19 protein-coding genes are annotated in these 26,168 nt (G+C 55.1%); 9 read left to right on the forward strand and 10 right to left on the reverse strand.

Annotation, left to right across the window (positions count from 1 at the left end):
* The first annotated feature begins 5 nt into the window (after positions 1-5).
* The 4 genes from ACMV5I_RS00315 to ACMV5I_RS00330 are packed head-to-tail and all read left to right on the forward strand — an operon-like array spanning position 6 to position 4,242.
* Entirely contained in the window at positions 6-824 is an 819-nt protein-coding gene (locus ACMV5I_RS00315) for an outer membrane lipoprotein-sorting protein (RefSeq protein ID WP_414823382.1), read from the forward strand.
* Complete coding sequence (locus tag ACMV5I_RS00320) at positions 824-2,230, forward strand: hypothetical protein (protein ID WP_414823383.1); 1,407 nt, start codon at positions 824-826, stop codon at positions 2,228-2,230. Before ACMV5I_RS00315 ends, ACMV5I_RS00320 begins: the two co-directional genes overlap by 1 nt.
* Entirely contained in the window at positions 2,205-3,188 is a 984-nt protein-coding gene (locus ACMV5I_RS00325) for an ACP S-malonyltransferase (protein ID WP_414823384.1), read from the forward strand. Before ACMV5I_RS00320 ends, ACMV5I_RS00325 begins: the two co-directional genes overlap by 26 nt.
* 7 nt (positions 3,189-3,195) lie before the next feature.
* Positions 3,196-4,242: a hypothetical protein gene (locus ACMV5I_RS00330; protein WP_414823385.1), complete on the forward strand. Its 1,047-nt coding sequence runs from the start codon at positions 3,196-3,198 to the stop codon at positions 4,240-4,242.
* 48 nt (positions 4,243-4,290) lie between these two features.
* Here ACMV5I_RS00330 and ACMV5I_RS00335 read toward each other — a convergent pair whose 3' ends face one another.
* Genes ACMV5I_RS00335 through ACMV5I_RS00345 form a run of 3 tightly spaced genes read right to left on the reverse strand, consistent with a single transcriptional unit; the run spans position 4,291 to position 8,140 of the window.
* A complete protein-coding gene (locus tag ACMV5I_RS00335; protein WP_414823386.1) occupies positions 4,291-5,139 on the reverse strand; it encodes a dimethyl sulfoxide reductase anchor subunit family protein in 849 nt (282 codons plus the stop codon).
* Between the two features lie 2 nt (positions 5,140-5,141).
* On the reverse strand, positions 5,142-5,762 hold the full coding sequence (locus ACMV5I_RS00340) for a DMSO/selenate family reductase complex B subunit (protein ID WP_414823387.1): 621 nt from the start codon (positions 5,760-5,762) through the stop codon (positions 5,142-5,144).
* Positions 5,759-8,140 (reverse strand): DMSO/selenate family reductase complex A subunit, encoded by a 2,382-nt coding sequence (locus tag ACMV5I_RS00345; protein ID WP_414823388.1) that lies wholly within the window; start codon positions 8,138-8,140, stop codon positions 5,759-5,761. The genes ACMV5I_RS00340 and ACMV5I_RS00345 overlap by 4 nt, the downstream gene beginning before the upstream one ends.
* A 474-nt stretch (positions 8,141-8,614) precedes the next feature.
* On the opposite strand from ACMV5I_RS00345, the gene ACMV5I_RS00350 reads away from it, so the two are divergent.
* Positions 8,615-9,220: a nitroreductase family protein gene (locus ACMV5I_RS00350; protein WP_024486460.1), complete on the forward strand. Its 606-nt coding sequence runs from the start codon at positions 8,615-8,617 to the stop codon at positions 9,218-9,220.
* Between the two features lie 97 nt (positions 9,221-9,317).
* On the opposite strand, the gene ACMV5I_RS00355 is transcribed toward ACMV5I_RS00350, so the two are convergent.
* From ACMV5I_RS00355 to ACMV5I_RS00365, 3 genes are read right to left on the reverse strand one after another with little or no spacing between them, the layout of a single operon-like run.
* The gene (locus ACMV5I_RS00355) at positions 9,318-11,540 is read right to left on the reverse strand and encodes a virulence factor SrfC family protein (protein ID WP_414823389.1); all 2,223 of its coding nucleotides are present in this window, start codon (positions 11,538-11,540) and stop codon (positions 9,318-9,320) included.
* Positions 11,537-14,467: a virulence factor SrfB gene (locus ACMV5I_RS00360; RefSeq protein ID WP_414823390.1), complete on the reverse strand. Its 2,931-nt coding sequence runs from the start codon at positions 14,465-14,467 to the stop codon at positions 11,537-11,539. The genes ACMV5I_RS00355 and ACMV5I_RS00360 overlap by 4 nt, the downstream gene beginning before the upstream one ends.
* A complete protein-coding gene (locus ACMV5I_RS00365; protein WP_414823391.1) occupies positions 14,467-15,672 on the reverse strand; it encodes an SrfA family protein in 1,206 nt (401 codons plus the stop codon). The genes ACMV5I_RS00360 and ACMV5I_RS00365 overlap by 1 nt, the downstream gene beginning before the upstream one ends.
* A 316-nt stretch (positions 15,673-15,988) precedes the next feature.
* Here ACMV5I_RS00365 and ACMV5I_RS00370 point away from each other — a divergent pair, with 316 nt between their 5' ends.
* Positions 15,989-16,960: a sensor domain-containing diguanylate cyclase gene (locus ACMV5I_RS00370; RefSeq protein WP_261460925.1), complete on the forward strand. Its 972-nt coding sequence runs from the start codon at positions 15,989-15,991 to the stop codon at positions 16,958-16,960.
* 187 nt (positions 16,961-17,147) lie between these two features.
* Here ACMV5I_RS00370 and ACMV5I_RS00375 read toward each other — a convergent pair whose 3' ends face one another.
* A complete protein-coding gene (locus tag ACMV5I_RS00375) occupies positions 17,148-18,164 on the reverse strand; it encodes a LacI family DNA-binding transcriptional regulator (protein ID WP_121606869.1) in 1,017 nt (338 codons plus the stop codon).
* Between the two features lie 577 nt (positions 18,165-18,741).
* On the opposite strand from ACMV5I_RS00375, the gene ACMV5I_RS00380 reads away from it, so the two are divergent.
* Both ACMV5I_RS00380 and ACMV5I_RS00385 read left to right on the forward strand, forming a co-directional pair.
* Positions 18,742-19,488 (forward strand): SDR family oxidoreductase, encoded by a 747-nt coding sequence (locus ACMV5I_RS00380; RefSeq protein ID WP_414823392.1) that lies wholly within the window; start codon positions 18,742-18,744, stop codon positions 19,486-19,488.
* A 12-nt stretch (positions 19,489-19,500) separates the two neighbouring features.
* Positions 19,501-21,117, forward strand: coding sequence for an FGGY-family carbohydrate kinase (locus tag ACMV5I_RS00385; protein ID WP_414823698.1), 1,617 nt, complete (start codon positions 19,501-19,503; stop codon positions 21,115-21,117).
* 35 nt (positions 21,118-21,152) lie between these two features.
* On the opposite strand, the gene ACMV5I_RS00390 is transcribed toward ACMV5I_RS00385, so the two are convergent.
* Positions 21,153-22,028 (reverse strand): LysR family transcriptional regulator, encoded by an 876-nt coding sequence (locus ACMV5I_RS00390; protein ID WP_414823393.1) that lies wholly within the window; start codon positions 22,026-22,028, stop codon positions 21,153-21,155.
* A 132-nt stretch (positions 22,029-22,160) separates the two neighbouring features.
* Here ACMV5I_RS00390 and blaFONA point away from each other — a divergent pair, with 132 nt between their 5' ends.
* Positions 22,161-23,048: an FONA family class A beta-lactamase gene (gene blaFONA, locus ACMV5I_RS00395; RefSeq protein WP_414823394.1), complete on the forward strand. Its 888-nt coding sequence runs from the start codon at positions 22,161-22,163 to the stop codon at positions 23,046-23,048.
* Positions 23,049-23,203: 155 nt separating this feature from the next.
* On the opposite strand, the gene arcA is transcribed toward blaFONA, so the two are convergent.
* Both arcA and ACMV5I_RS00405 read right to left on the reverse strand, forming a co-directional pair.
* Positions 23,204-24,478, reverse strand: a complete 1,275-nt coding sequence (gene arcA / locus ACMV5I_RS00400) for an arginine deiminase (RefSeq protein WP_046808254.1) — start codon at positions 24,476-24,478, stop codon at positions 23,204-23,206.
* Between the two features lie 15 nt (positions 24,479-24,493).
* On the reverse strand, positions 24,494-26,023 hold the full coding sequence (locus tag ACMV5I_RS00405) for an amino acid permease (RefSeq protein WP_037375919.1): 1,530 nt from the start codon (positions 26,021-26,023) through the stop codon (positions 24,494-24,496).
* Positions 26,024-26,168: the final 145 nt, after the last annotated feature.

Genomic DNA, 26,168 nt, shown 5'->3' on the forward strand with positions numbered 1-26,168 from the left:
TTCCCATGAAATATCAATTAGCTGGATGCCTGGTGTTACTGGGCATGTCGGGGGTGGCTCAGGCGGCAGATCTGTTGGATCGTCATCAACTGAATAGCCTGACCCAGGAAGATCAGCAGGCCCGTGAGATTATCCGTCGTGCCGATCGCGTGAGGGCACCCGATCGGCCTTTCCGCTATACGCTGACACTGCTGGAACATAAGGGAGGGCGTGATGTCACGGAAAACCAGCAGGTGCTGGATATTTCCATGCGCTTCTATAAACCCTCGGAGCAGGTAGAGAAAGGGGATGCGCGTGCATTGGTGCGCTTTATCTCCCCGGTACGCGACAAAGGCAAAGCCTTACTCTCCGATCTGGACAAAATGTGGTATTACGCACCAGACCTGCGGCGCCCGATCCCCATATCCCGCCAGCAACGTCTGGTGGGGCAGATTTCCAACGGTGACGTGGTTGCCGCAGACTTTGATTACTCCTATATCTCCCGGCTGGTAGGTGAAGAGGCCTGTGGCCAGACGATCTGCTACAAACTTTCGTTACAGCGCCGTTGGCCCTATGTCACTTATCCAGCGATCAGTTACTGGGTGGAAAAAGATACCGGTTTCCCTAGCCGGGCCGACTTCCTTTCCGCCGACGGTGTGCCGATCAAGCGCTCGTACTATCGCGATTATCAACAGGTGTTAGGCCAGATGCGGCCCACCACCATCGTGGTGGAAGACGCGCTGCGCAAGGATAACTACACCACCATGCGTTACAGCGACATCCGGTTGGAATCGTTGCCGGAAAGTAACTTCCAGAAAGAGTATCTGCTGAGGTTGAACGGTTGATGGCGAGCAGGCGATCCCCGATTAGCGGGGTTCTGCTGCTGGTGGGCGCCTATAGCAGCAGCAGCTGGGCGGTTGACTGTCTAATCCAACGCGGTTACGCGGGTATGGAGGGGGTATCGTCCCATACCTCGGACTCATTATGGCAGTTTGACGACCCGGCATTTCGTAACAATGCTATTGCCAATCTGTACCTTTCCGGCGTGGCCCGCTGTACGTTGACCGAGACCCTTAGCGTCAAGGCGCAGGCCAGTGGTGAGTATGCTCTCCAGGCACGTCAGCCGGGAGCCCTGGAAGATCAGCGCCGCCAGGGGCTGGGCATACTCAACGAAGCCACTGCCAGTTGGGCGGTCAGCGACAGTGGGTATATTGATGCCGGTAAGGTACGTAAAACCAGTGGTTATCTGTTCTCGGTTGCGCCGCTTGACCTACTGCGCAATATCAGCGGCAGTATGCGTAGCGTACGGGTATTCGGCTTGGGGGAGCGCGGGCGCAATTTCTATGATGAAGGGGCGTATGGCATCAGCAGCTCATGGTACCGCAACGAAGGGACCTTCACGTTAGCGGCCTTTCCGCGCCTCAAGCGCAACCACCAGCGTCAGGAAGCCGCCTCTGAGTGGGACGCGATCCTGCGCACCAACAGTACCGACAGATACTATGCCAGTTACACCGCGACCGGTCTGAAGGCCTTCAACCCGACTTTTTCGCTACTGGCTGGCGATCGGAAAACCGTGGCGCTAGGCACTAGTGGCAACCTGACGGATATGCTGATCCTCAGCGTTGAGGGGGCGATTTCTCATGGGCAGACCTGGCGTCATCTGGACATGACTTCCGCACGTGCCATGCGCCAACTTGCCAATGTGCAAGAGCCGTACAAGGTGCGCGCCAATGGTGCGCAAGCGGATATCGGTGTTGGCCTGCGTTACACCACTGGCGATCAAAGCGAATACGGCGCGGAATATTATGGTCAGAGCCAGGGCTACAGCCGCAGTGAGTGGCAGGAAAACGTCGACACCATTCGCTTCGTCAATGGGGGTTACGGTCAGTCATTGCCACCGCTACCGCCATCGTTCATGGCGGATATCCGTAACGGCTATCAGCAGTACTCCCGCATGATGGCGGCAGAAACCGATAACGTCGGGCGGGGCGGTGACCTGCTCGGCAAACACTACCTCACCCTCTATACGCGTACCAATAAAGAGCAGGTCGGCAGTATCGATTGGTCGGTCTCCGGCATGGTCAACCTGGTGGATGGCAGCAACGTGCTGAATCTACACCTGAGCACGCCGCTCAAAAACGACATTGAGGCTTATAGCGGCGTTGCCGCCAGCTTTGGCAGTAAAGAGAGTGAGTTTGGCACCTTCGGAGAAAAAGGAAATATCTATGCAGGTATGCGAATCAATTGGTAATACACCGTCCGCAACTAACGTCGCGGACGGTTGGATGATGATTTTCCCAGGACAAGGATCCCCGGCGATCGGTATGGGCAGCGATGTCTGTGATGTTTCACCGGGCACCAAGGCGGTGTGGGATTGTGCCAGCGATGTTTCCGGGCTGGATGTACGTAAACTGTGCCAGAAAGGGCCGATGACACGCCTGACCAAAACCCTTTATCAGCAGTTGGCCGTCACCACCGTTAACGCCGCCATGCTGACGTTGTTACGCGAACGGACTCCCGTGTTGGAAACCGGTTATGCCGGGCATAGCGCAGGTGAATATACCGCTCTGTATGCCGCCGGGGTGATGGATCTGGAAACGCTGTTCCACGCGATCACGCTGCGCGCGACCATCATGCAAAACCTGGCCGAACAGCGCAAAGGGGCGATGTATGTGGTCAAGCCCTACAGCCATGATGCGCTGCGCGAGCAGATCGACAATCTTGGGTTGGGAACCGTACTCAACGTGTGCTGTGACAACGGGCACCAACAGCAAGTGGTAGGAGGGGAACTGACCGCGGTTAAAACCCTGGTTAATCATCTGGCGCGCCATGGGGTAAATACCATCAAGTTGGGCGTCAATGGTGCCTGGCATACACCGTTGATGCATGATGGGGTGGCACAGATGCGCCAGGCATTGGCCGACCTGCCATTCTCTGCGCCGGTTTGCCCGCTGATCATGAACAGCAGTGGCAAGGCGGAATATAGCGTGGCGCAGATCAAGGAAAATCTGGCATTACACCTTATCCATACCGTGCGCTGGCGTGAAAGTATGGATCGGTGGGCCCAGATGGGACATCGCCGCTACCTGGAGATCAGCAACAAGAAAATCCTCAGCCACCTGTTGGCGGAGCACTACGGGGCTGACGAGGATTACCATATCCAACACTATTACCATCTCGTTGGCAGCAGTGTTAAGCATGCGGGATAAGGGCGATATGATGCCAACATTGACTACTTTCAGCCAAAGATACATGCGAGGAGCCGTGATCCCCGTGGTATTGGTCTCGGCTATTCTGACCTCGTCACTGATCCGCAACGTCATTGACATTACTCTGCCGGAGATGATTACCGGGTTGGGGGCAATCTGTCTGTCGATTGTCTGGAGTATGATGCGCGATGGTCAAGGTTACTGGGCGTACAGCGTATTTACCTTGCGGGTGTTTAAAAACCCGCAAGCGATCGCGGGGCAGTATAAAGAGCATAAAACAGCAGGGATGGCGAAATTGCTGTACCAGCCTGGCTGGGCTTCTTTGGTCATACTGTGCCTCGCGGCAGCACTGAGCGGGCTGATATGGCTATGCGGCCCAGACTGGCATTATCCCTTGATTGCGCTGCTTGGTGTCTTGGTGCTGCCAGCATTGATGGTGGTTCAGCTAGGCAAATCAACGCCGTTCAATATCCTGATGGCCTTGAAGTCCTATAGTGAGCCCGAAACCTATCGCCCTCGGCAGCGCCGCTTGCCAAGATTGGTGGCCGAAGATTTGCTATTGAATCTGTTAACCAATTTCGCCCTGGTCTTGCCAATTGCCCGTAAGCCTGCATTTAGCCTGGCTCCCGGCTATGCCGATCCTGCCTTTATCGTCGCGTTTATGATCCTGATGGGGGCGGTGACGCTGTTTATGCTGGCGTTTGCCGGGCGGACGCGGCGCTATGTGCTGTTTGGGGAGTTACTCAATGGCACGCTGGATGCCAACTCTGCGCCTGCTGCTCCTTGGGCGTTCACCGGCAAGCTGACGCGTTGGCAGCGTGGTCTGCTCTGGTTGCTGGCGTTGCAGCTGTGGGCTATTGCGATCTGCCTGGTGTTTGCGGCATTGCAGATCACTCCGCAATTTATCCCGCTATACCTTTGTGCATTGTTGCCGCTACTGGTCGTTTACTGCCTGGAGCGCTATCAGACCTTGTATAGCAACTACAATGACGCGCTGGAAATGCACAAACGCCATCAGGTGTATGCCAATAACGATGCCAAAACGATGAAGTAATTCATGGGGGGTGCCAGGCGCCCCCCATGTGACTAGAGAAGTCTGCGGTTATTGGATATTGAAGAAGCCAACGCGCAACAGCACTTCAGCGACCACAATCAACCCGCTGCCCAAGGCAAGCAACCGCTTGTTGATACGGTGGGAACGCCAGCAGAGTGCCAGTGCGCACACGCCAGCGATCAATATAACCCACGAGGCTAAACGCAGGCTGGCCAACTGAGCAAAGGCGTCCAACGGTTGATGAGGAAAGGTGACAACGTCACCATTCCACACCGAGGTCAGATACTCCGTATACACGGGTTGTACCAGCAGACGGCTCAGCGTGATGGCAATCAGCAAGGCCACTGCCGTCACCGCCAGCTTTCTCATCAGCTGCGAGGGCAGTTCGGGGCGGATCGCGAGCGACCACAGGCTGGCAACCGCGCCCAGGCTGATTACTGAACCAAAGAACATCAGGTAGGTGTTGGAATGCATCCATGTCACTACAGAGCTGTGAACATAGATGGCACTCATACAGAAGACGTCGACGATCCCCAGTAGCGAGGCAATCAGCAGTAAAGCGATCGACAGCCGTTTTGAGATCAGGGCAATCAGTGTCCCCAGCCCTAAAAACGTCAGATAAAGGCTGGCAAAGATGATTTCACGGCTCAGCCAGGAGCTTTCCACATGCCGCAAGGCGTGGAACGCATTCAGCGGATACCCCAGGTGGGCAGTTGACACCATCAGACCCAGTGCCCCGAAGATAAAGGCGAGCAGCATGAAAGGCAGCGCGTAACGACGCTTTTCCTGGCTGCCTAGCCCTTGCTTGGCCAGCACCAGGCTAGAGGTGGTGAACAAGGTGATACCGACGGAAGCCTGCACCAGCAGGGTGAAAATGATAAGAGGCCATTCATGCATGATTATTTACTCCCCTGTTCTGCACCTTGATGCGGTTTGACGACCAGATTAGGGTGAGTAATGGCGGAGTCAGGCAGACCCTGCACATCACACAGGTCACCATATTTCGCCCGCAGTTCATCAATAGGGCCAAACTTGATGGCCCCCAACGGACAGGTTGCCACGCAGATGGGTTGTTCCCCAGCGGCTTGTAAATCGATGCAAAAATCGCACTTTGACATCTGGCCGGTAGCCTCGTTGAGCTGTGGTGCGCCGTACGGGCACGACCAGGCACAATAGCCGCAACCGATGCACTTATCGGTGTCGACGCGCACGATGCCATCACCGGGGCGCTTATGCATCGCGGTGGTTGGGCAGTTCACCGTACAGATCGGATCCTTGCAGTGGTTACAGGATATCGACAGGGTATAGGCGTATACGTTGTTATGGAAACCGCCCTGGCCGGTGGAGACAAAACCGCCGCCTTTGACCTCATAAATGCGGCGAAAGCGCCGCCCAACCTCCAGATTATTCTTGTCTTTACAGGCGACTTGGCAGGCTTTGCAGCCGGAACAGCGAGAGGAGTCAATATAGAACCCAAGCTGGCGATCGCTGACAGGGGCATACTCGATAAATTTACTCATGCTTTGGCAACCTCCACAAGCATCGTTTGGTGAGAGTTACCTTTCGCCAACGCGGTGATCCGCGCAGAGCTAAGCACGTTGGCACAGCCGCCATGATCGACGCCGTTGGCGTCAGGCTGCCACCAAGATCCCGCTTGCAATGCCACCACGCCAGGCATAATACGCTGGGTAACCTCTGCCGGAACCAGCGTCACGCCGCGGTCGTTGTGAATACGAACGTAATCTCCTTGCGCAATGTGCCGGTGGCTGGCATCTGCCGGGTTGATCCACAGCTTCTGCGTCTGCACCTCCTGTAACCACGGGTTGGCATATTGGGTGGAGTTAGCCCGATTCTTGCCTTTCCAGGTGATCAACTGCAGCGGGTATTTAGCCGCCAGTGGGTCTTCCGGTCCCTCATGCGCGGGAACGTAATGGGACAACGCCGGAATTTCCGGATGGTGCATGTCATACAGACGTTTAGAGAAAATCTCGATTTTTCCCGACGGCGTCGGGAACGGGTGGTTTTGTGGGTCACGAATGTTATCGGCAAAGGCAATATGCGGCTTGCCTTTGAACAGGTGGCGGCGCTGGACCAACAGCTCATCAAACGTCGGCAAATGTTCATCTGGCATGGCCTTGCGGGAGTTTTCCCAGATCTGCACGATCCACTCCTTCTCGCTGCGCCCAAGGCTGAATTCCTGCTCCACGCCCAGTTTCTGCGCCACCTCACGGATCCAGTCGTAATCGGAACGGCGTTCAAATTCAGGTTCGATCAGCTTTTCAGACAGGATTAAATAGTTTGCCGTGCCCCAGGTTTCGCCAATGTTCCAACGTTCCATAAAGCTGGTTTCGGGCAATAACACATCGGCATATTTTGCGCTGGGCGTCAGGTAGAGATCGCTTTGCACAATAAATTCGATCTTGGACTCATCGGCCAACACCTTGACGGCCTGGTTGATATCCGGGTTTTGGTTGGCCAGATAGTTACCCGCCAGGGAAAATAGCAGGCGGATATTGCTATTGAGCTGGTCGCCACCGGTCAAGCCATCTGCGGGCGTGACCTTGCTGGCATCATCCGCCGCCTGCACCCAGTTCATTATGGAGATTTTTTCTTTTACCGGGTTGTCTGGCATTTCTGGGCCAGTGGTAAATTTACGGTTACCAATGCCGCCATAGCCGCCAGCCCAACCGCCTTTGATACCCACGTTGCCGGTGATGGTTGCCAACAGCGTTGAACCTCTGGCGGTGCGCTCGCCACAGTTATGCCGTTGCGGCCCCCAGCCCTGGATCAGCGCTGCCGGTTTGGCCGTGGCGTAATCACGCGCCAAATGACGAATGGTTTGCGCCGGGACATGGGTAATAGCCTCAGCCCACTCTGGGGTTTTCTTGATGCCGTCTTTAGCCCCCATCAGATAAGCGACCAGCGACTCATTGGCGGGCACGCCTTCCGGCATCGAACCCTCATCAAAGCCCAAGGTATAGCGGGTGATAAACGCCTGATCATGCAGGTTTTCACTGATGATGACGTACATCATTGCATCCATCAGCGCGTTGTCCGTGGCGGGCCGCAACGGGATCCACTGATCCGCCAACGAAGACGAGGTGTCTGAGTAACGCGGATCCACCACGATAAAGCGGGTGCCGTTCTGCTTCATCTGCTGAAAATAGTGGTTGGTATGGCCAAAGATGGTTTCAGTAGGGTTATGCCCCCACAAGATCACCAGTGGTGTCTCGCTCAGGGTATCCAAGGTGTTACCACTGGCCGCGGCTCCGTAGGTATACGGGGTGGCCGCACCGGTGTTACCCATACTGACCGAGTGATAATACTCAAGGTAGCCGCCGGTCAGGCTGAGCAGACGGCGAGCCATTTTATCGCCTGAGAACGCGCCGCCGGTAACTGCGGTATTGTTATGCACAAAGCGCGAAGCAGGGCCGTATTTCTCGGTGATCCGTTTCAGGTTATCGGCAATTAAAGTGGTTGCCTCATCCCAGGTGATACGGACAAACTTACCTTCGCCGCGTTTACCGACGCGCTTCATCGGATATTTAAGCCGATCGGGATGATAGACGAATTTACGGTAACCGCGGCCACGCACGCAGGCGCGCATGATCGGCATTTCCGGATCAAACTCGGCATCGGGCAGGGTGGTGATACGGGTAACCATGCCGTCTTGCACATGGGCACGGATGTCGCATTTACCGCCGCAGTCAAAGCTACTACAAGTCGGAACGATCCGTTCTGGTGGCACAGCTCCAGCAGATGTGTCGTTTTTGGTGCCCCCATTGGCATAGGCAAATCGGACGCCAACCAACGGGGCTGCGGCTAGTGCGCTGCTCACTTTAACGAAGTGACGGCGGCTAATCCCTGGCGGGGAATCATTATTATATTTATCGGTCATGATATTTGCTCAAAAGAAAAAATAGTATCGGCGGTTAGCCACTCTCGCTTCATTGCGAAATATCAAAGAGAGCTACTTATTTAGGGGTAATTTAATAAACTTACGGCTGTAATGATAAGCTTACTCATTTGCGTTTGGTATTTTTAGGTATTATATGACAGGCGTCAGCGTTCAAGTGAGAATATTCTTGGTTTATTATCTTGAAAATTAAAAAGCTCACGTCATGAGTGATATTTTCAGCAAATGCAATGTTATTAATTAATTTTTTGAATGTAACTAAGAGGGTAAATTTACTGCTAACCTTATTTCCTGTTATGAACTCGCTAACATGCAATATGTGGCACAAACATAGAAGTCGCTATTTACTTGACGGCGGAAGGGGATGCCTGAGCCAAATGGATCACAAATCCCGGTGGACAGAGGCTGTGAAAAAGCGACAATAAGCGGGTTAACTTAATCAAAGGACATGAAGTAATGCATACACTTGACGCTATTGAGCAACGCCGTGCGACTAAACAGTTTGATACCCAGCATGTGATGACGCTGGATGAGAAGAAGGCGCTGCTCAATATTGCCCTGCAAAACACCCCTAGTGCTTTCAACCTGCAACATTGGCGCCCGCTGCTGATTGAAGATCGTGCCCAGCGTGAACATATTCGCGAAGTGGCTTGGGGCCAGGCGCAGGTAACCGATGCCTCTATGCTGGTCGTACTGTGTGGCGATCTGTCCAGTTGGGAATCCCAGGTGAAAAACATCTGGCGTGAAGCGGCGGAGCCGGTGCAACAGTTTATGTTGCCTGCTGTTGACCAATATTACCGCGGCAAGGCCCAGGTGCAGCGTGATGAAGTGATGCGCAGCAGCGGCCTGTTTGCTCAGACGTTGATGCTGGCGGCCAAGGCTCAAGGTTATGACTCTTGCCCAATGGACGGCTTTGATTTTGACGCCGTGGGCAAGATCATCAATAAGCCAGAGCACTACCAGATTGCGCTGATGGTGGCGATTGGCAAAGGTATCAGCCAGCCTTACCCACGCATTGGTAAACTGCCGGTTGATGAGATTGTACAGATTGACCGTTTTTAATTGAATTGCCTCTCTCCTCGTTGGGAGAGAGGTTCTTATAGTTGCTGACTGCTGAATTCACATGTTCGACCGTAGGGGCGCCGCATGCTGCACCCGTTTAACCCATCTCTTGAATAATCCGACCCAACTTTTCACGCTGCTGTTCACTGAGCGTTTGCGCACCGCCGTGGCCCGCATTCTCAGTAATTAATTGATATAACCCCACCAGCCAATCGTAGATGTACAACGCCGTGTTATTGATCGGTTCGACAGGTAATGCGGTCATGCGTAGATCGGCGCTCTGGCTGGGTTTGGTAAAGATCTTATGGCCGCGGTTAATGCGGCTTTCTGGCCGTTGCGCCTGCGGACGCAGCTGGAAGCCAAGCCAGGCGACAAAATCCCCCAGCACCGTCAAGGTACAGGCGATTTGCCGCTCGACGTGATTTTCTCTGTTGTGGCCCGCGTGTCCCGGTTCGGCCAGGGCATTCCCTAGGCGTTGCCAGATATCCAGCCGGAAACTGGCGGTGATCAACTCATCGGCCAGCGTGGTCAAGGTGGCTGTTTCCACCGCTAGCAGGTCGATTAACGCACGATGTTCAGCCAGATTACGCAGTTGGGTGATCCATAGCTGTTGCACCTGCAAAACCACGTTACTGCCAGACTCTAGTGGAGATGCCGCTGTAGGTTGCTCGTCAAACAGATCTAACGCGATCGCCAAGGGATCGTCGTTATGCGGGCGATCTTGCTGCTGTTGGCAAAAGATTGGCAGCAGGGCGTTGCGGTCTGGCAACAGGTGCTCCAGTAGTTCACCGTGCAGCGTGGTGCGGTCTTGCAACGTTTTTACCGTAGCCTTGGCGAGGAGGGCTTTATCCTCGGTTGCCACGTTGAGCCAGCGGCCAAGCAGGCTGTGACGTAACTCTTGCTCATGACGATCGAAACGTTGTTGCAGTCGGTTTTGGCGGGCGGCAACATTCACCGAAGTGAGCAGGTAGTCGGTCATACGCCGGACTTCATCTTCATTCATCGCCAGCAGCGTTCCCCAAACCTCGCCGGGATGGCCAACGTAACGTTGTACGGCTTGGTCAAAATGGGCCGACGAACGCCGATCGTACGGGGTAAATGCCCAGATCAACTCGGGATGACCACGGCTATCGGCTTCCTGATGTTGTTGTACCCAATGATCCAGCGACTGGCCGACCATAGTTGCTTCTTCACGGCAGGCCGCCGCATGGCAGACGATCAAGGCTTGCATAGCTTGTTGGTCGCTATAACGTTGCAGCAACATGAGGCTTTTGGCCTGCTGCAGACTCTCGTCGTCTGCCGTATAGGCAGGCAGATCCAGATAATCGGTTGACGCAAAGCCGCTATGGGCCGGGTGGCTCTGTAAAGGGATCAGCAACTCTGCGGCCAATAACCTCAGCTCTGCCACGGGCATCGTCATCACGCCGTTATCGAGTTTGAGCTGAACCTTGTCATCGGTCTCTTCCAGGTTTGCTGGCGTCAGGATACCGTAGCTGGGCTGCTGATTTTCATCCGTCAGCAGGCTGAGCGGAGCCAGCACGCTTGCTGCGCCCCCCAACTGCTCCAGCCGGTAAGCCAGACGGCGATAACATGCGGTTAATGCCGGTTCTTTCCCCCACAGCGGAGCAAACAGATCCGCCCGGTCATCAATGGACAGATAGGGCGCGATAGCCAAGGCATTTGGCCAGTATTCTCTGTCCCAGCACTGTTGTAACCGAGGGTCGTCTGTACGCAAGCTATCCCAGAGGGTGACGATATCATCGGCACCGATACCTGGCACCGCCTGAGGTTGGCAGCGTTTTGTCAACGAGGCGATAAGTTCTTCGAACTCTGTTTTTTCTATTGCCTGTTGCGTATGACTGCTACGCGCCAGCATGCACACTAACTCCGCCGCCGTCAGCAGTTGAAGCTGCACCGGATAATCAGGATCTTGTTGAGGTACGGCGTGGCTAAAGCGGATCGCTATCCCTACGGCGGAGTGCCCTGGGCGGATATGCGTCAGGTAATCAAGCGTTTTACCGGCGAAGGTGGTCGCCAGACAGCCCGCTTCTGCCGAGGCCAGTGAGGCGATGAGATAATCTTTTGCCGCTTGCGAACGGCCATAAAAGCCCAGCGCTCCCCGTTGGGTGGCGGCAACCGCCAACCGCTGAAGCCGGATGCGACATCGGCGCAGGTTAAGCATTAAGGTAGGCGCTTCCATTGCAAAACGGGGCGTCTGCAGGCGGGTATTATCCGCCCAGGCCAGTGCCTGAGCGATACCTTGATTTAATAACGGCCAGCGCTGGGTAAGCGGGGAGATTGGGGGAATGGCTGACTTCATGCAAAAACGCTCCCGCTGTCGATCCAATAGTGGGTAGCCCCGGTGGCACTGTCGATCAGCGTATTCAATTTGAGTTGCAGATGTTCGGTGGGCACCGGGGTACCGTCTTCCAGTTCGGCGCTGGTGATGCTCCAGCGAGCGGGAGAGCCCGGCTGCGGAGCAATTTTAACCCGTAACAGGTTATCGCCAGCCAGGTTACGCGCCAGCTGCGGATCGATAATCGTCAGGGTAAACAACGGGGCGGCAGGCCAGTGCTCGTTATCTAACTGACGGAATCCCAGGCACAACGCACCGTTGAGGGCAAAGCTGACGCTGCTGTCCAAGCCGCCATCTGGGGTGTCCAGATCGAGATCGGCATAGAAAACCTGATTGGCAGGCAGGCGGTTGTCTGCATCCAGGCGCCCCAGATAACGCACCGTTGAATAAGGGTGGAAATCGGCCGCTTTGAAGTAAACGCCCGGTAAGCGCAACTCCAATGCTAACAGACACAGCATCGCACCCACCGCCGCAGTGGATTTGGGATTGTCGATCCGCCCTTGTTGGCTGAAAGGATACCAGCCGCTGGTGTGATAACCATCCAGCGAAACGATGCGGTTGATCGGCACCGGCTGTAGCTGCCGGAACAGGGCCTGAATACCAGGGAAACGAGAAGGGCGGCCAGTGAGCAACAGCACGTCGCAGTTGTGCAGGGCGATCACCTCGGTCAGCAACCGCAGATTGCGGGTAAGCGCCATGCGCGGTGAAAGGAATTCGGCGTGCAAGTCGCTCAGCCGCAGGATTAGCGGCGTCTGCAAAACGTCGAACAGTTCAGCCTCTGCCGGTAAAGCGCGTTGCACCGCAGTATTGATATATTTCAATACGTTATCGGTAGGTTTTTGCGTCAACAGTTCGCCCAGCACGGCGTCGATCTCGCTGCGAGTCTGCACCGGGGTGAAGCTTTCATAGCGTTTCAGGATCGCCTGAGCGAGCGGGATGAAAAGTTGCAGTGTCACTTGTTGCTGCAATACTGGGCTCTCTTCCTGGCCAAACAGTTCGGCCATCAGTGCTGCCGGTTCTGACACGCCGACGCGTTTGAATTCGGCCTGTAGGGCGGGCAGCAGATACAGGCGGATCACCTCCAGCAGAATGTCATCTCCCGCTACCTTGAAGCCTTCACGGAATAATAGATGCGGGGTCACCTTGACGTTGTTGCCAGCAGTCTCTTCCAGACGGTACTGGGTGATTGCCAGATCGGTGGTGCCGCCGCCGATATCCACTGAGGCAATACGCAGCGTTTTCCCCGGCTCAGCCGAGTCCGGACGTGCCATGGCGCTAAAGAACGCCTCAGCCTGGCCCGCGAAGTTGACCTGGATTTCGTTATACAGATAGACCATCTGGCCGCAGGTGGCCTCATCCCACTCCATCTGTACGGCGGGGACCGGCACCGAGCTGGCTATGCCGATCAAATCTTCATCTGCCGAATGCCACCCCATGCCTTGCCACACTAGCGCGATCGCCTCATGCATCCGCAGGCGGAAGATTTCACGTTCCGGTACCGGCATAGCGGAAGGCAGGGTCAGAATGATATTACGCAAACGGCGAGGTGCTGCCCCGTCACGTAAAGAGAGGCGCTGGGCAACGCTGTTGATCTGCATCAGCGCCTGAGCCAACAGCTCGCTAAGCATTAAAGCCATCAGCGAACTGCGGCTGTAGTTTGGGGTGAAAACCGGCAGGCGCTCTTCCGGTGGCAGGCTGGATAACGGCTGCCCTTGGTCATTGATCAACTGAGCCAATGGTGTCGCGATAGCAGGCGGCTCATGCAGGCTATGCTCTGCCGTACGGTTGAAACGCCAGCCGGGGGCATAACTCTCCTCATCCCACAGATAGCGCCGTGGGCTGGACAGGCCGGTAGATGCCGTATCGCCTTGCCGCTGCAGAGCCAAGCGGCAGGCTTCATGGCCCACCCGGGTCATCGAGGGCCAGAGAAACGCATCGTCGCGGCCACTTTCAAACGAGTAATTTGCCTTGCCAAAGTTGGCGGGGGCGAACTCAGTGCGGCTGGAAAACAGCCCTTGGTGCAGATAATGCGGTTCGCTGAGATCGCGCAGTTGTAGTTCATAGCTGTGTTTCAAACCGTTGCGTTCCGCCGGGTGATCTTCTACCAGGATGCCGCAGGTATGGGAGTTGCCGACATCGAGGATCAAATCCACATTCACTGCGGGTTGCTGCACATCGCTGCCTAGGGTGATATTCGGCACGTTTAGCTGGCTGGCCAGCAGTTCCAGCAGGTTCAGGTAGTGTGCCTGATATTCAAATTCTCGCAGTGAAGCGTTGATGTTGCGTTCCGGGCGTTGCTCCAGGGCGATAGCCTGCTGGGTAAAGACCTCCCGTAGCCAGCCGTCCACCCAGGTGGCATCCAGGAAATCACCCAAATCCTGGCTATGGTGCGCTAGCGCAAAGCTCAGCCCGGTGGCGATGTCCTGCTGATTAGGAGCCAACTGTTGGTTTTCATGCCCTACTGGATAGACTTGGGTATCAAATGCCAGCGTGACGCGCAGCGTGTGGCCTTGCCGATCCGGCTGATCCAAACGTCTGATTTGCATACGCGCCCAGTTGTCCGGCCCGCTGAGAAAACTGTTTGGCGGGTTGAAGCGCAAGAACGGCAGCGGTAACCAAACGCGATCTAGCAGCCGCAATGACTGCTCCAAAGGAAAGCTGAATTCTGGGCGTACCATTTCGGCCGGTTCACCTGGGGCTACCGGTAGGAAATAGCGATCCTTGGCCTGATGATAGTTCAGCCGCAGCAGTGGGCCGTTGGCAGTCTGGCGGACAAATTTGCCTGGGCGCTCGGCATCCAATACCGGCGTAAGGGAGAAGTCCAGAAATTGGACCCCGCTGTTGGGTATCAGCGTAACGCGCTGCGGATATGCGATGGGGGTCGCCAACATTATTTACTCTCGCGCTTGATCGTCATAGGGAATACCGTTTCGTTGTTGCCGTAACGCCCGGTGCATTCTGCGGCGGTGCCAGCTTCACCTTGCTTACACACCAGTTCCGGCATTTGATAACGGGAGCCGTCGCTGCAACGGGCCTTGGTACGGCTGTTGATCACCAGATTGCCGGACTGCATCAGACCGGCGTTGACCTCGACCCGACAGGTGACTTTGTCACCTTGAACGATCCTGGCGGTGCCCTTGCCACGGTTAAACTGATACAGCAGGCTCGGCGGTTTACCGGTCAGCGGATCCTTGATCGCCAAGGTGACGCGCCATTTACCGTTGAGGAAGGCGGTAGAACCGATCTTTACCGCTTCGGCGGGTAATGTCAGCGCCAGTTTATCGACCACTACCGGCGTGATGACCGGCGGAGGCTGCACCTCCGCATAGCCTAATGGCAATTGTAGAGCGGCGGGAGTAATAACCGGCTTGGGTTGTATCTTGACCGGCTCAACCGTTTTTATTGCTTCCTGAGGGGTTGGCTTCGGGAGCAACAACCAGATCGCGGCGGTCAGAATGAAAGCTGCAGGCAGTAGCAGCAGCCACCAGGCGTGGTGAGACTTGTCATCCGCGACGGGTGGCAGAGGTGCAGGCGGTTGCGGTTCAGCAATGGGCTCAGCAACGGGCTCAGCAACGGGTTCAATAATAGGTGGGGCGATGGGGGGCGCAGGGTGATCTTTCGGGCGCAGGCAATCCAAAGGCGCAGTGCGGATCTTGCCATCGGCTTTCACGCAGCCCCAGAAGGTGATCACCGGTTTGCCATCCACCAGGAAAACGGCGTTCTGATCTGGGAACTGCATGGCCTTGCTGAGCAGCGTCGCAAACATTTGCAGGTTGGCTTTACCGCTGTGGCGAGCGCGTAGACTGATGGCTTCTGCGGTGATCTGGAAATGTTCCAACAGCGGCAAGGCGGCTGACCGTGCATCGTCATCGGCCGCATGCCAGGAGATCGCTCGTCCAGCGATTGGCGCATACCAGTCAATGCGGTCGCCTTGCGCGTTGAGGATCGGGATCGCCAGGCAATCCGCTACGGCTGGCTGTTGCTGAAGGCGCAACGCCTCACGTAACTGCGACGCCAACGCATAAACAGGTTGCCCATTTTCGCCCAATGTAAGAACGTCATCTAGATTGCCACTGCGTAAAAAGGGTTTTGCCACACCGGATGCCTTGCTTGTTAGCGATACCCTATGGATTTCAAGCTGCAGCTAGGCAACAAACTTACTCATCCCCAGGAGCTTACTTTTGGTAAGTGACTGGGGTGGGTAAGTGCAGTTAACACCGCTGCAGCTTGAAAGACGACGGGTAAAACGGCTAGTTTAAGTGGCTATAGCCTAATCAAACGGCTGAAAACAGGGGCAAAGTGGCATCTGTTTTGTGCATCACATTGCCAGCGGTAGCGAACGATATTATCCTGCAACTTGCTGTTTTGCTTTTCCGAGAAAGACCTTGAGTTTAATTGGAGTGGATGTAGCGATGAAAACGCCAGAGATACCTGCGAATGAAGTACAGCGATTGAAGGCTCTGCGTTCCCTCCATCTGTTGGATACTCTGCCAGAAGAGCGCTTCGATCGGGTGACACGCATGGCTCGCCGGCTGTTCGGCGTACCCATTGCCTTGGTGAGCCTGGTCGACGAAAACCGCCAATGGTTCAAGTCCAACTGTGGGCTGGGAGCGGCTACGGAAACGCCAAGAGATATCTCGTTGTGTGGTCACGCCATCTTGGGTAACGATATTTTGTGCATTCCCGATACGCTGCAGGACGATCGCTTTGCGGATAATCCTCTGGTCAAAGACTCACCACACATCCGTTTCTACGCCGGTTGTCCACTGAGCTACTCCGGCGATCTCAAGATGGGTACCCTGTGCCTGATCGACGATAAACCCCGGCAGTTTGATGCCGAAGATGCGGTGGCGCTGCGCGATCTGGCCTCGATGGTAGAAGATGAGCTACGTGCCTTTCAGGCATCAACGTCTGACGAACTGACGCAAATATCCAATCGCCGTGGCTTTATCTCCCTGGCAGGTCATATGCTGCATCATTGTCAGATGAAAGGGGTTAAGGCCAGCCTGATATTTATCGACCTCGACAAATTCAAATTGATTAACGACACCTACGGCCATGGGGAAGGTGACCAGGCGTTAATCTATTTTTCCGAGCTGATGAAACAGGTGTTTGGCTACTTTGACGTGATAGCTCGGTTGGGCGGTGACGAGTTTGTCGCGCTGATGGGCAACCGGACCAAAAGCGAAGCCGAACAGGGGATTTTAGCCCTGCAGCGCTACGTGGATGAACATAATGCCTCACAGATCACCCCTTACCAACTGGCGTTCTCCTACGGCATCGTCGAGTTTGATCCCGCCACGCCCCACAGCCTGGAAACCTTGCTGGCAGAGGGGGACGCCACCATGTACCGGATCAAGAAATCCAAGTGTATGCGGAGTTAATCGGCAAGTTATTCGCCCCATCAGACTCATGTTCAATCGATGGCTAATTCGGTAGGGTAGTACTGAGCATGCGTTACGTTACTATGCTCGGGGACAATGGTTTACTTCTGATTGCCTACTTACATCGCCTGTTAGATGCAGGAGAAATGACTATTAATCCCGGCACCCTTACCGTGCTGCAGTTACCTCAAATCATCTCTGGGAAGATCGGCGGTATTTCAATCAGTTGCTTTTCTTGCGAGTTGGCATCGATCAGCGCAAACGCCGCCTGCAGCATCTTGTTGACGTCCTGCTTTACCATCACGATGTCATGGCCTAACAGCAGTACGAAAGGGTCCCAGTCAAAACAGCCCATCACCGGCTGTTTATCACCGCGATAGCCAGACGCCACCAACCAGCGCATCACGCCTTCAAGCGAGATCGTCGAGTTGACGAACAGCCCGGTTTGCAGATCGCCGCCTTGAGCAATAAACGTTTTCATCGCCAGCTCGGCCTTGTCTGGGGAATAGCCGCAGGCCAACAGGTTCTCTTCAATGACCTCAACGCCTAACTGCCGGTGGGCATCTCTGAAGCCGCGCAGGCGTTCCGTGGTGTTATGGTCAACCCCGCGTCCCCCCACGAAGATCAGCGGCTTGAGGTAGCCTAACCGTTTTTCACAGTTGGCCAGAATTCGTAACGTCAACTCTTTGGCCCCGGCATAGTTATCGGTGATCACCGAAGGGGCGAGGGTGCCTGGCAGATCGAGATTCAGCGTTGAAATACCGGAGGCGGCGCAGATCTCGGTGATATTGTCGGGGGCGGTAGCACCGGTAGAGATGATCCAGTCAACCTGATAGGAAAGCATGGTGCGCGCCGCTTCGATTTCCAGTTCAGGATCGCGGCTGGTGCAGGTGATCACCGGAAACAGGCCGCGTTCACGGGCCATCGACTCGAACAGCTCGACGATCGAACCAAAATAGCGGTTGTCATATTTTGGGACGATCATGCCGATCATCGTCGATTTGCGGCGGCGCAGCAGGCTGGCCTGCTGATTGACGGTATAGCCTTGTTCTTCGGCCAGGCGTAGGATTTTTTCTGCCAGTTGGGCGCCGATGCGGCGTTTTTTCCAACTGCCATTGAGCACGGCGCTGACCGCGCTTGAGGAGGCTCCGGCCAGTTCGGCCAGATCGTAAATCGTCGTTTTTTTTGCTTTGAACCCAGTCACAAATTTCGCTCCCCAATTTTCTATATCTTGACAGTAAAAATAAAAAGTAGCAATTATGCTCAATCGATTGAGCGCCATCAGCAAAGGGTGTGATAGGGGGCGTAAACGTCCCCTCACCCCAACCCTCTCCCACAGGGAGAGGGGGCTGGTACGGCGTTAAGGTCAGCGGCGGTGGCACGTTTCCAACTCTTGCAAATATAAAGCTGGGTCAGGAAAAAAGGTACGTTATAACCCTTGCGAATTCGGTGCTTAAGTCAGGATCGGGAGCTAATCCGTGGCACGCTCGGTTCCCACAGGGAGAGGGGCTGGTACGGCGTTGAGGTCAGGTGCGGTGGTGCGTTTCCAACCCTTGCAAATATAAAGTTGGGGTCAGGAACAACTGCACGCTTTAGCCCTTGCGAATTCGGTGCTTAAGCCAGGCACGGGAGCTAATCCGTGGCACGCTCGGTTCCCTCTCCCTGTGGGAGAGGGTTAGGGTGAGGGGCAATATCGACAGCCAAATTCTTAACGCGATGAACTTACACGCAGTGACTTCGTCGTGATGATTTGATCTTTTGTTTAATAAAGGAACCCAACCATGACAGATTTCACCCAATTGAATTTCTCTCTCAAAGGTAAGGTCGCGGCGATCACCGGTGCGGCCTCGGGTATTGGCCTGGAGTGCGCGCGTATTTTCCTGCAGGCCGGGGCTAAAGTGGTGCTGATCGACCGTGACCAGGAAAAGCTGCAGCGCCTGACCGATGAACTAGGTGAAAATGCATATCCACTGGTCATCGATTTGCTCAACCCGCAGCAGGTTTCTGGCATGCTGCCCGGCATTCTGGCTGCTGCCGGACGCCTCGATATTTTTCACGCCAATGCTGGCGCCTATATTGGCGGCCCGGTGTCGGAAGGGGATCCGGACGTTTGGGATCGCGTACTTAATCTTAATATTAACGCCGCGTTCCGCTCGGTGCAGGCGGTGTTGCCACATCTGATCGAGCAAAAGTCTGGCGATATTCTGTTTACTAGCTCGATTGCTGGGGTCGTTCCGGTGATCTGGGAGCCGATTTATACCGCCTCAAAATTTGCCGTTCAGGCGTTTGTGCACTCCACACGCCGCCAGGTAGCGCAGTATGGCGTGCGGGTGGGGGCCGTGTTGCCAGGGCCGGTGGTTACCGCGCTGCTGGACGATTGGCCCAAAGCCAAGATGGATGAGGCTCTGGCCAACGGCAGCCTGATGCAGCCAAGGGAAGTAGCCGAAGCGGTGTTGTTTATGGTAACGCGCTCGAAGCATGTCACCGTACGTGACCTGGTGATCCTGCCAAACAGTGTCGATCTCTGATAGGTGAAAATGATGAACAATCAACAACAGGTCGTTATCGGTGTCGATGTGGGTTCAGGCAGCGCACGGGCAGGGGTTTTTGATCTCTCCGGTACCATGTTGGCGCATGCCAGCCAAGAGATTACCCTGTTCCGCGGCCCTGAAAATTATGTTGAACAATCCAGCCGTGAGATATGGCAAGCGGTGTGTGCCAGCATCAAGCAGGCAGTTGCTGCATCCGGCATTTCCCCAAGTAACGTGGCAGGCATCGGTTTTGATGCCACCTGCTCCCTGGTGGTACTCGATGCAGACGGCAACCCCCTGGCAGTCGGGCCATCTGAAGATCCTGACCGCAACATTATCGTGTGGATGGACCATCGGGCAACGGAGCAGGCCGAGCGAATCAACGCTACCGGGCATCCGGTACTTAACTACGTTGGCGGTAAAATCTCCCCAGAAATGGAGACGCCCAAGCTGCTTTGGCTGAAGGAGAACCGGCGTGCAGTCTACGATAGCGCCTGGCAGTTCTTCGATCTGGCCGATTACCTGACCTGGCGCGCCACTGGGGATCTGGCTCGTTCCGTCTGTACGGTGACCTGCAAATGGACCTATCTGGCGCATGAGAAACGTTGGGACCCGGACTATTTCCGCGCCATCGGCCTTGAAGACTTGGCAGACGAAGCGTTCCGCCGCATTGGGGATCGCATCAAAGAGCCCGGTACCCCTTGTGGCAACGGCTTGACGACAGAAGCCGCCAAAGAAATGGGATTAGTAGCGGGCACGCCTGTCGCCGTGGGCTTGATTGATGCCCATGCTGGCGGGATTGGTACCGTCGGTGTTGGCGGTGGCGTCACCAATAACCTGGCTTACGTGTTTGGCACGTCGTCCTGCACGATGACCACCACGCAAAACCCGGCGTTTGTCCCAGGCGTTTGGGGGCCATATTACTCTGCAATGGTGCCGGGATTTTGGTTGAATGAAGGTGGGCAGAGCGCAGCGGGGGCGGCGATCAAGCAGTTGGTCTCGTTCCACCCCGCGGCACCAGAGGCTGCGGAGCAGGCTAAGGCATTGGGTATTTCACTGCCAACCTTGTTGGCCGATTTGGCGCTGGCCAAAATGGTTTCTGCGTCGGAAGCGGCAAAACTCGCCAATGGTCTGCATGTGGTTCCCGAGTTCCTTGGCAACCGCGCCCCGTTTGCCGATCCCCATTCCCGTGCCGTGGTTGCCGGGTTGGGTATGGAGGGCAACCTCGATAACCTGGTGGCCCTGTATGTTGCCGGAATTTGCGGGATTGGCTATGGGCTCAGGCAAATTCTCGATGCCCAGTCCCAGATGGGCGTCACCGTTGAGCAGATCGTGATTAGCGGCGGGGCTGGTCGTCACCTGTTGGTGCGGCAGTTGCTGGCGGATAGCTGTGGCTGCGCCGTGCTGACAACCAAGGCGGAAGAGCCGGTATTGCTGGGATCGGCGATCCTGGGTGCTGTGGCGGGGAAGGTTACCACCTCGCTGGAGCAGGCGATGGCGCAGTTTTCCGAGTTGGATAGCCAATACCAACCGAATGCGGACTTCCGCCAGTTGCACGCCAATCGCTATGAGGCCTATAAGCTGTTGCAAAGTGCGGCCAAACGGATCCGTGAGGAGCTGCAATAAGTCTGGAAACTCGAGGGGCGCAGCATGCTGTGCCCCTACGTATTATCTTCTGCTGCTTCCTTCAGTAGCCATTCGCTAAATATTTCCATCGCCGGGGTCATTGCCTTCGATTTTAAATGGGTTAGCCAGTAACTGCCCATGTTGATTTCGGTAGCAAAAGGGCGCACCAGTTGCGCGGTGGCGAGTTCCCGGGCAAACATTTTCGGTGGGGCTAATGCCACACCACCGGAATGGATAGCGCTCTCGATCATCAGACGGGATGAATCAAAGATGGCGCCATTAACTCTCACCGCCTGCAGGCCAGCGGCAGCAAACCAGTTTTCCCACTCTTCAGCACGATAAGAACGCAGTAGATCCTCATGTAGCAGATCGGTAGGGGTAACGAGCCGCTTAGCTGTAGCGGGCGTACACAATACGGTCAGCGGAGCCTCAAACAGCATTTCGTTATGGGTTGATGGCCACAAACCGGTGCCAAAACGGATGGCGAAATCCAGCCCTTCGGCGGCCAGATTGACGACGTTATTGTTGGTACGCAGCCGCAGCTCGACAAAAGGATGTTCTTGCCTAAACCGATCAAGACGCGGCAACAGCCAGCCCACGGCAAAGTTGCCGACGGCGGCGACGGTGAGCACTTCCTGGAATTGCCCCCCTTCAAACTGCCGGAAGGCTTTTTCAATATGACCAAAGGCGTCGGTTAGCACGGCAAACAGCGCCCGCGATTCCTCCGTCATTTCTAAACCACGGGGTAAGCGTTTAAACAGCACCATACCCAGGCGCTCTTCCAGCAGCCGAACCTGTTGGCTAACGGCGGCCTGGGTAACATAGAGCTCCAGCGCTGCCCGTGTAAAACTCAAATGTCTGGCAGAGGCTTCAAAAGCACGTAGGGCATTCAGGGGAAGATTAGAGCGCATGGGTGTTATCCAAAAGATTTTCTTTATGCTAGAGAAAATTCTTGTCGCTTGTCAATAACGGTCTAAAAGAGGATATTTCCCGCCATCTGCAGGACGACCCACTGAGTTAATCCATTTTATGTGAGGCAAAACATGGTTAAAAATACATTACGTCAAACCACCCTGATGGTGGCTACGGTTATGCCGTTGCTGTTCGGTAGCGCACCGTTGTGGGCGCAACCCGCTAATGCCAAGGCGAATATTCAGCAGCAACTGTCTGAACTGGAGAAAAGCTCCGGTGGACGCCTGGGTGTGGCGCTGATCGATACCGCCGATAATTCGCAGATCCTGTATCGCGGGGATGAACGTTTTCCCATGTGCAGCACCAGCAAGGTGATGGCAGTGTCGGCGTTGTTAAAACAGAGCGAGACGGATAAAAATCTTTTGGCTAAGCGGATGGAGATCAAGCAATCCGATCTGGTCAACTACAACCCGATCGCCGAAAAACACCTGGATACCGGGATGACCCTGGCCGAGTTCAGCGCCGCCACCATCCAGTACAGTGACAACACGGCGATGAACAAGATCCTTGAGCATCTTGGCGGCCCGGCAAAAGTGACAGAATTTGCGCGTACTATTGGCGATAAAACCTTCCGCCTCGATCGTACCGAACCCACTTTAAATACCGCCATTCCAGGTGATAAGCGTGATACCACCTCACCGCTGGCGATGGCAAAAAGCCTGCAAAATCTGACCTTGGGCAAAGCGCTGGGTGAACCACAGCGTGCTCAACTGGTTGAATGGATGAAGGGGAATACTACCGGCGGAGCCAGCATTCGCGCAGGTCTGCCAACTACATGGGTGGTTGGGGATAAAACCGGCAGCGGTGATTACGGTACCACTAACGATATCGCCGTAATTTGGCCAGCGAACTACGCACCGTTGGTATTAGTAACCTATTTCACGCAGCCACAGCAGAATGCTGAAGCTCGCAAAGACGTGTTGGCTGCGGCTGCTAAAATTGTCACCGAAGGTCTTTGAATCGAGGATGTTCTGCCGGGCGCAGCATGCAGCGCCCCTACGTTTTAAACCCGGTGAAGGGGAGCTGGTTATACAGCGCTCCTTGTAAATCCGGTGAGGGAATGTCAGCATAAAAAAGGCCGGAAAATCCGGCCTTTTCTGATCACGCTTGGCGATTAATAATCAATGGCATCACGGATAATCGGGCAGGTCATACAGTGACCACCGCCACGGCCACGGCCCAGCTCACTACCGACAATCTCAATTACCTCAACCCCTTCTTTGCGCAGTTGGGTATTGGTTTTGGTATTACGGTCATAAGCCAGCACCACCCCAGGAGAGAGCGCCACCATGTTGTTGCCGCTGTCCCACTGTTGGCGTTCAGTGTCGTAGTCGTTGCCTTCGGTTTCCACCACCCGCAGTTTTTTCAGGTTCAGTGCTCCGGCAATGGCTTCAACAAAGGTGCCTTTATCGCGGCTCAGCTTCATGCCGGTTGGGCCATCATCCGGGCGCAGTGAGAAGGTTTTGATCTGATTGACGATAGCCGGGTAGAGCGTCACCACATCACGGTCGCAGAAGGTAAATACCGTATCCAGGTGCATGGCGGCACGCAGTTTCGGCATGGCGGCAATCATCACCCGTTCAACGCCGGAATGTTTGTTGGCAAACAGCGCGGCGGCCAGTTGGGTGATCGCCTGATGCGAAGTACGCTCACTCATCCCAATCAGCACCGTTTTGTTGCCGATCGGCATCACGTCCCCACCTTCGAGCGTGGCGGTACCGTGGTGCACCGTTGGGTCCCCCCACCAGACGTTCACATTGGCTTCGCCAAAGTCTGGGTGGAACTTGTAGATCGCCGTGGTCAGAATGGTTTCTTCGTGACGGGCAGGCCAATACAGTGGGTTCAAGGTCACGCCGCCGTAGATCCAGCAGGTGGTATCACGGGTATATAAGGTATTCGGCAGCGGTGGCAGCAGATATTCGGTAATGCCTACCGCTTCACGGATCAGCTTCAGCTCTTCGTGGTCGGCATAACCTTCTTTAGCCAGCTCGGTAGTGGAAAGGCCACCGATCAGTACCTCCGCCAACGCCCGTGGTGCCAGGCCATCCAGGAAGCTGCGGGTTTCATTCAAGATCCCCAGCGACACTTCATTAGGCACAATCTGCTGATCCAGGATCCACTTTCTGGCTTCAGGCAACGCCAGGGTTTCGGCCAGCAGGTTGTGCATTTCAACCACGTCTACGCCGTGTTCACGCATCTTGGTCATGAAGTCAAAATGGTCACGCTTGGCGCGCTCAACCCACAGCACGTCATCAAACAACAGTTCATCACAATTACTCGGCGTCAGCCGGTTATGCGCCTTGCCAGGGGCGCAGACCATGACTTTATGCAATTTCCCTACTTCTGAATGAACACCAAACTTGGACTGCGTCTTTTTTTTAGTCGACATAATGTCTTGCCTCGATCAGATTGTGATAACGCCAGTGGCAATGCTGTAGATTGCAGCCACGGCGGCGACCATAACGATTACAAAGAGCCCCATCTCGGCCGGGGTGAACACTTTTGCGTGCTGTTCACGTTTGGCCATAATGTATAGCAGCGTGCCTGGGCCATAGATGATGGCGGAGAGCAGCAGATATTTCATACCACCGGCGTACAGCATCAGCAGTGCGTAGAAGGTGGCTATCAGCGCGAAGATCAGATCCTTTTTATGATCGCGTTTATCGGTTTCGTAGGTTTCGCCGGTCATGGCCAGCTTCAGCCCATAGGCACCTACCAACAGATAAGGGATCAGCGTCAGGGAGCTGGTCAGTTCGAGCGCCAGTTGGAAGGCGTAATCACTAAACAGCGTCAGGATTAAGAACACTTGAATGGTGATGTTGGTCAGCCAGACGGCGGAAGAGGGCACCGCATTGCTGTTTTCGGTGGCGAACACCTTCGGCATACTCTTGCTTTTCGCGGCGGAAAACAGCACTTCTGCCGCCAGCAAAGACCAGGAGAGATAAGCGCCCAGTACCGAAACAATCAGGCCCACGCTGATGAAGATCGCCCCCCAGCGCCCAACAATAGCTTCCAACACGCCCGCCATCGAAGGTTGGCGCAACGCCGCCAGATCGGGACGGAGCAGCACGCCGTAAGACAGCATGGTGATCAGTACCAACAGGCACAGCACCCCGATGAACCCCAACACCGTGGCAATCCCCACGTGGCTGCGTTCTTTGGCATAGCGGGAATAGACGCTGGCGCCTTCAATCCCCAGGAATACGAATACCGTTACCAGCATGGTGCTGCGCACCTGGCTGAACAGGGATTCGGGTTCCGCGGTCGGGACGATAGCGGCAGCGGCATGACCTACATAGCCGTAGTCGTTAAGGTGAGAGAGATCGCCCACGCTTGCCAAAGAGGCTGCTGAGGCTGCGGTCTCTGGTGTTCCCCAGAAGTTGAGTGCAAACACGTCACTTTTGAAGGCAAAGATCAGCACAATGATAAAGATGAGGATCGGCAGGATTTTGGCGATGGTGGCAATGGTGTTGATCGCCGCAGCGCTTTTAACCCCGCGCAGTACCAGAATGTGGAATCCCCAAAGAATGACCGAGGCAAACAGCACCGCAGGAATAGTATTGCCGTCGCCAAATATCGGGAAGAAGGCCCCCAGAGTGGATTTGATCAGCACAAAGTAAGAGACGTTACCTATACAGGTCCCGGCCCAGAAGCCAAGTGCAGAGGCAAATCCCAGATAATCACCGAATCCGGCTTTGGCATAGATAAACACGCCGGAATCGAGATCGGGTTTACGTTGCGCCAGCGTTTGAAACACAAAGGCCAGCATTAACATCCCGCCGCCCGCAATACACCAGGCGATAATGGCACCAAACCCTCCCGTAGCGCGCCCAAAGGTGGCCGGTAAAGAAAATATACCGGCCCCTATCATGGAGCCCACTACCAGTGCGGTGAGAGACCATAGGGACAATTTATTCGTTGATGAGCTCGTCATGGTTTTCCTTACTGACACCGAGTCAAATAAAGTATTGCGTAATTAAAGGATAACGTTACCAACCGACTTACGATTAAATCATAGTCATAACCGGCAAATTTTCCTGTCGCAAATAACTTTTTTCTTCAACATCAGCACAGTTGAT

This window comes from Serratia sp. T13T92 (assembly GCF_047530105.1).
In the GTDB taxonomy this organism is placed as follows: Bacteria; Pseudomonadota; Gammaproteobacteria; order Enterobacterales; family Enterobacteriaceae; genus Chania; species Chania fonticola.

Coding starts and splice junctions, on each gene's coding strand:
- ACMV5I_RS00360 (WP_414823390.1), bottom strand. CDS start 14,467: ATGTTGGCGACCCCCATCGCATATCCGCAGCGCGTTACGCTGATACCC.
- ACMV5I_RS00350 (WP_024486460.1), top strand. CDS start 8,615: ATGCATACACTTGACGCTATTGAGCAACGCCGTGCGACTAAACAGTTT.
- ACMV5I_RS00325 (WP_414823384.1), top strand. CDS start 2,205: ATGCAGGTATGCGAATCAATTGGTAATACACCGTCCGCAACTAACGTC.
- ACMV5I_RS00405 (WP_037375919.1), bottom strand. CDS start 26,023: ATGACGAGCTCATCAACGAATAAATTGTCCCTATGGTCTCTCACCGCA.
- ACMV5I_RS00355 (WP_414823389.1), bottom strand. CDS start 11,540: ATGAAGTCAGCCATTCCCCCAATCTCCCCGCTTACCCAGCGCTGGCCG.
- ACMV5I_RS00380 (WP_414823392.1), top strand. CDS start 18,742: ATGACAGATTTCACCCAATTGAATTTCTCTCTCAAAGGTAAGGTCGCG.
- blaFONA (WP_414823394.1), top strand. CDS start 22,161: ATGGTTAAAAATACATTACGTCAAACCACCCTGATGGTGGCTACGGTT.
- ACMV5I_RS00335 (WP_414823386.1), bottom strand. CDS start 5,139: ATGCATGAATGGCCTCTTATCATTTTCACCCTGCTGGTGCAGGCTTCC.
- ACMV5I_RS00370 (WP_261460925.1), top strand. CDS start 15,989: ATGAAAACGCCAGAGATACCTGCGAATGAAGTACAGCGATTGAAGGCT.
- ACMV5I_RS00340 (WP_414823387.1), bottom strand. CDS start 5,762: ATGAGTAAATTTATCGAGTATGCCCCTGTCAGCGATCGCCAGCTTGGG.
- ACMV5I_RS00345 (WP_414823388.1), bottom strand. CDS start 8,140: ATGACCGATAAATATAATAATGATTCCCCGCCAGGGATTAGCCGCCGT.
- ACMV5I_RS00320 (WP_414823383.1), top strand. CDS start 824: ATGGCGAGCAGGCGATCCCCGATTAGCGGGGTTCTGCTGCTGGTGGGC.
- ACMV5I_RS00390 (WP_414823393.1), bottom strand. CDS start 22,028: ATGCGCTCTAATCTTCCCCTGAATGCCCTACGTGCTTTTGAAGCCTCT.
- arcA (WP_046808254.1), bottom strand. CDS start 24,478: ATGTCGACTAAAAAAAAGACGCAGTCCAAGTTTGGTGTTCATTCAGAA.
- ACMV5I_RS00330 (WP_414823385.1), top strand. CDS start 3,196: ATGATGCCAACATTGACTACTTTCAGCCAAAGATACATGCGAGGAGCC.
- ACMV5I_RS00385 (WP_414823698.1), top strand. CDS start 19,501: ATGAACAATCAACAACAGGTCGTTATCGGTGTCGATGTGGGTTCAGGC.
- ACMV5I_RS00315 (WP_414823382.1), top strand. CDS start 6: ATGAAATATCAATTAGCTGGATGCCTGGTGTTACTGGGCATGTCGGGG.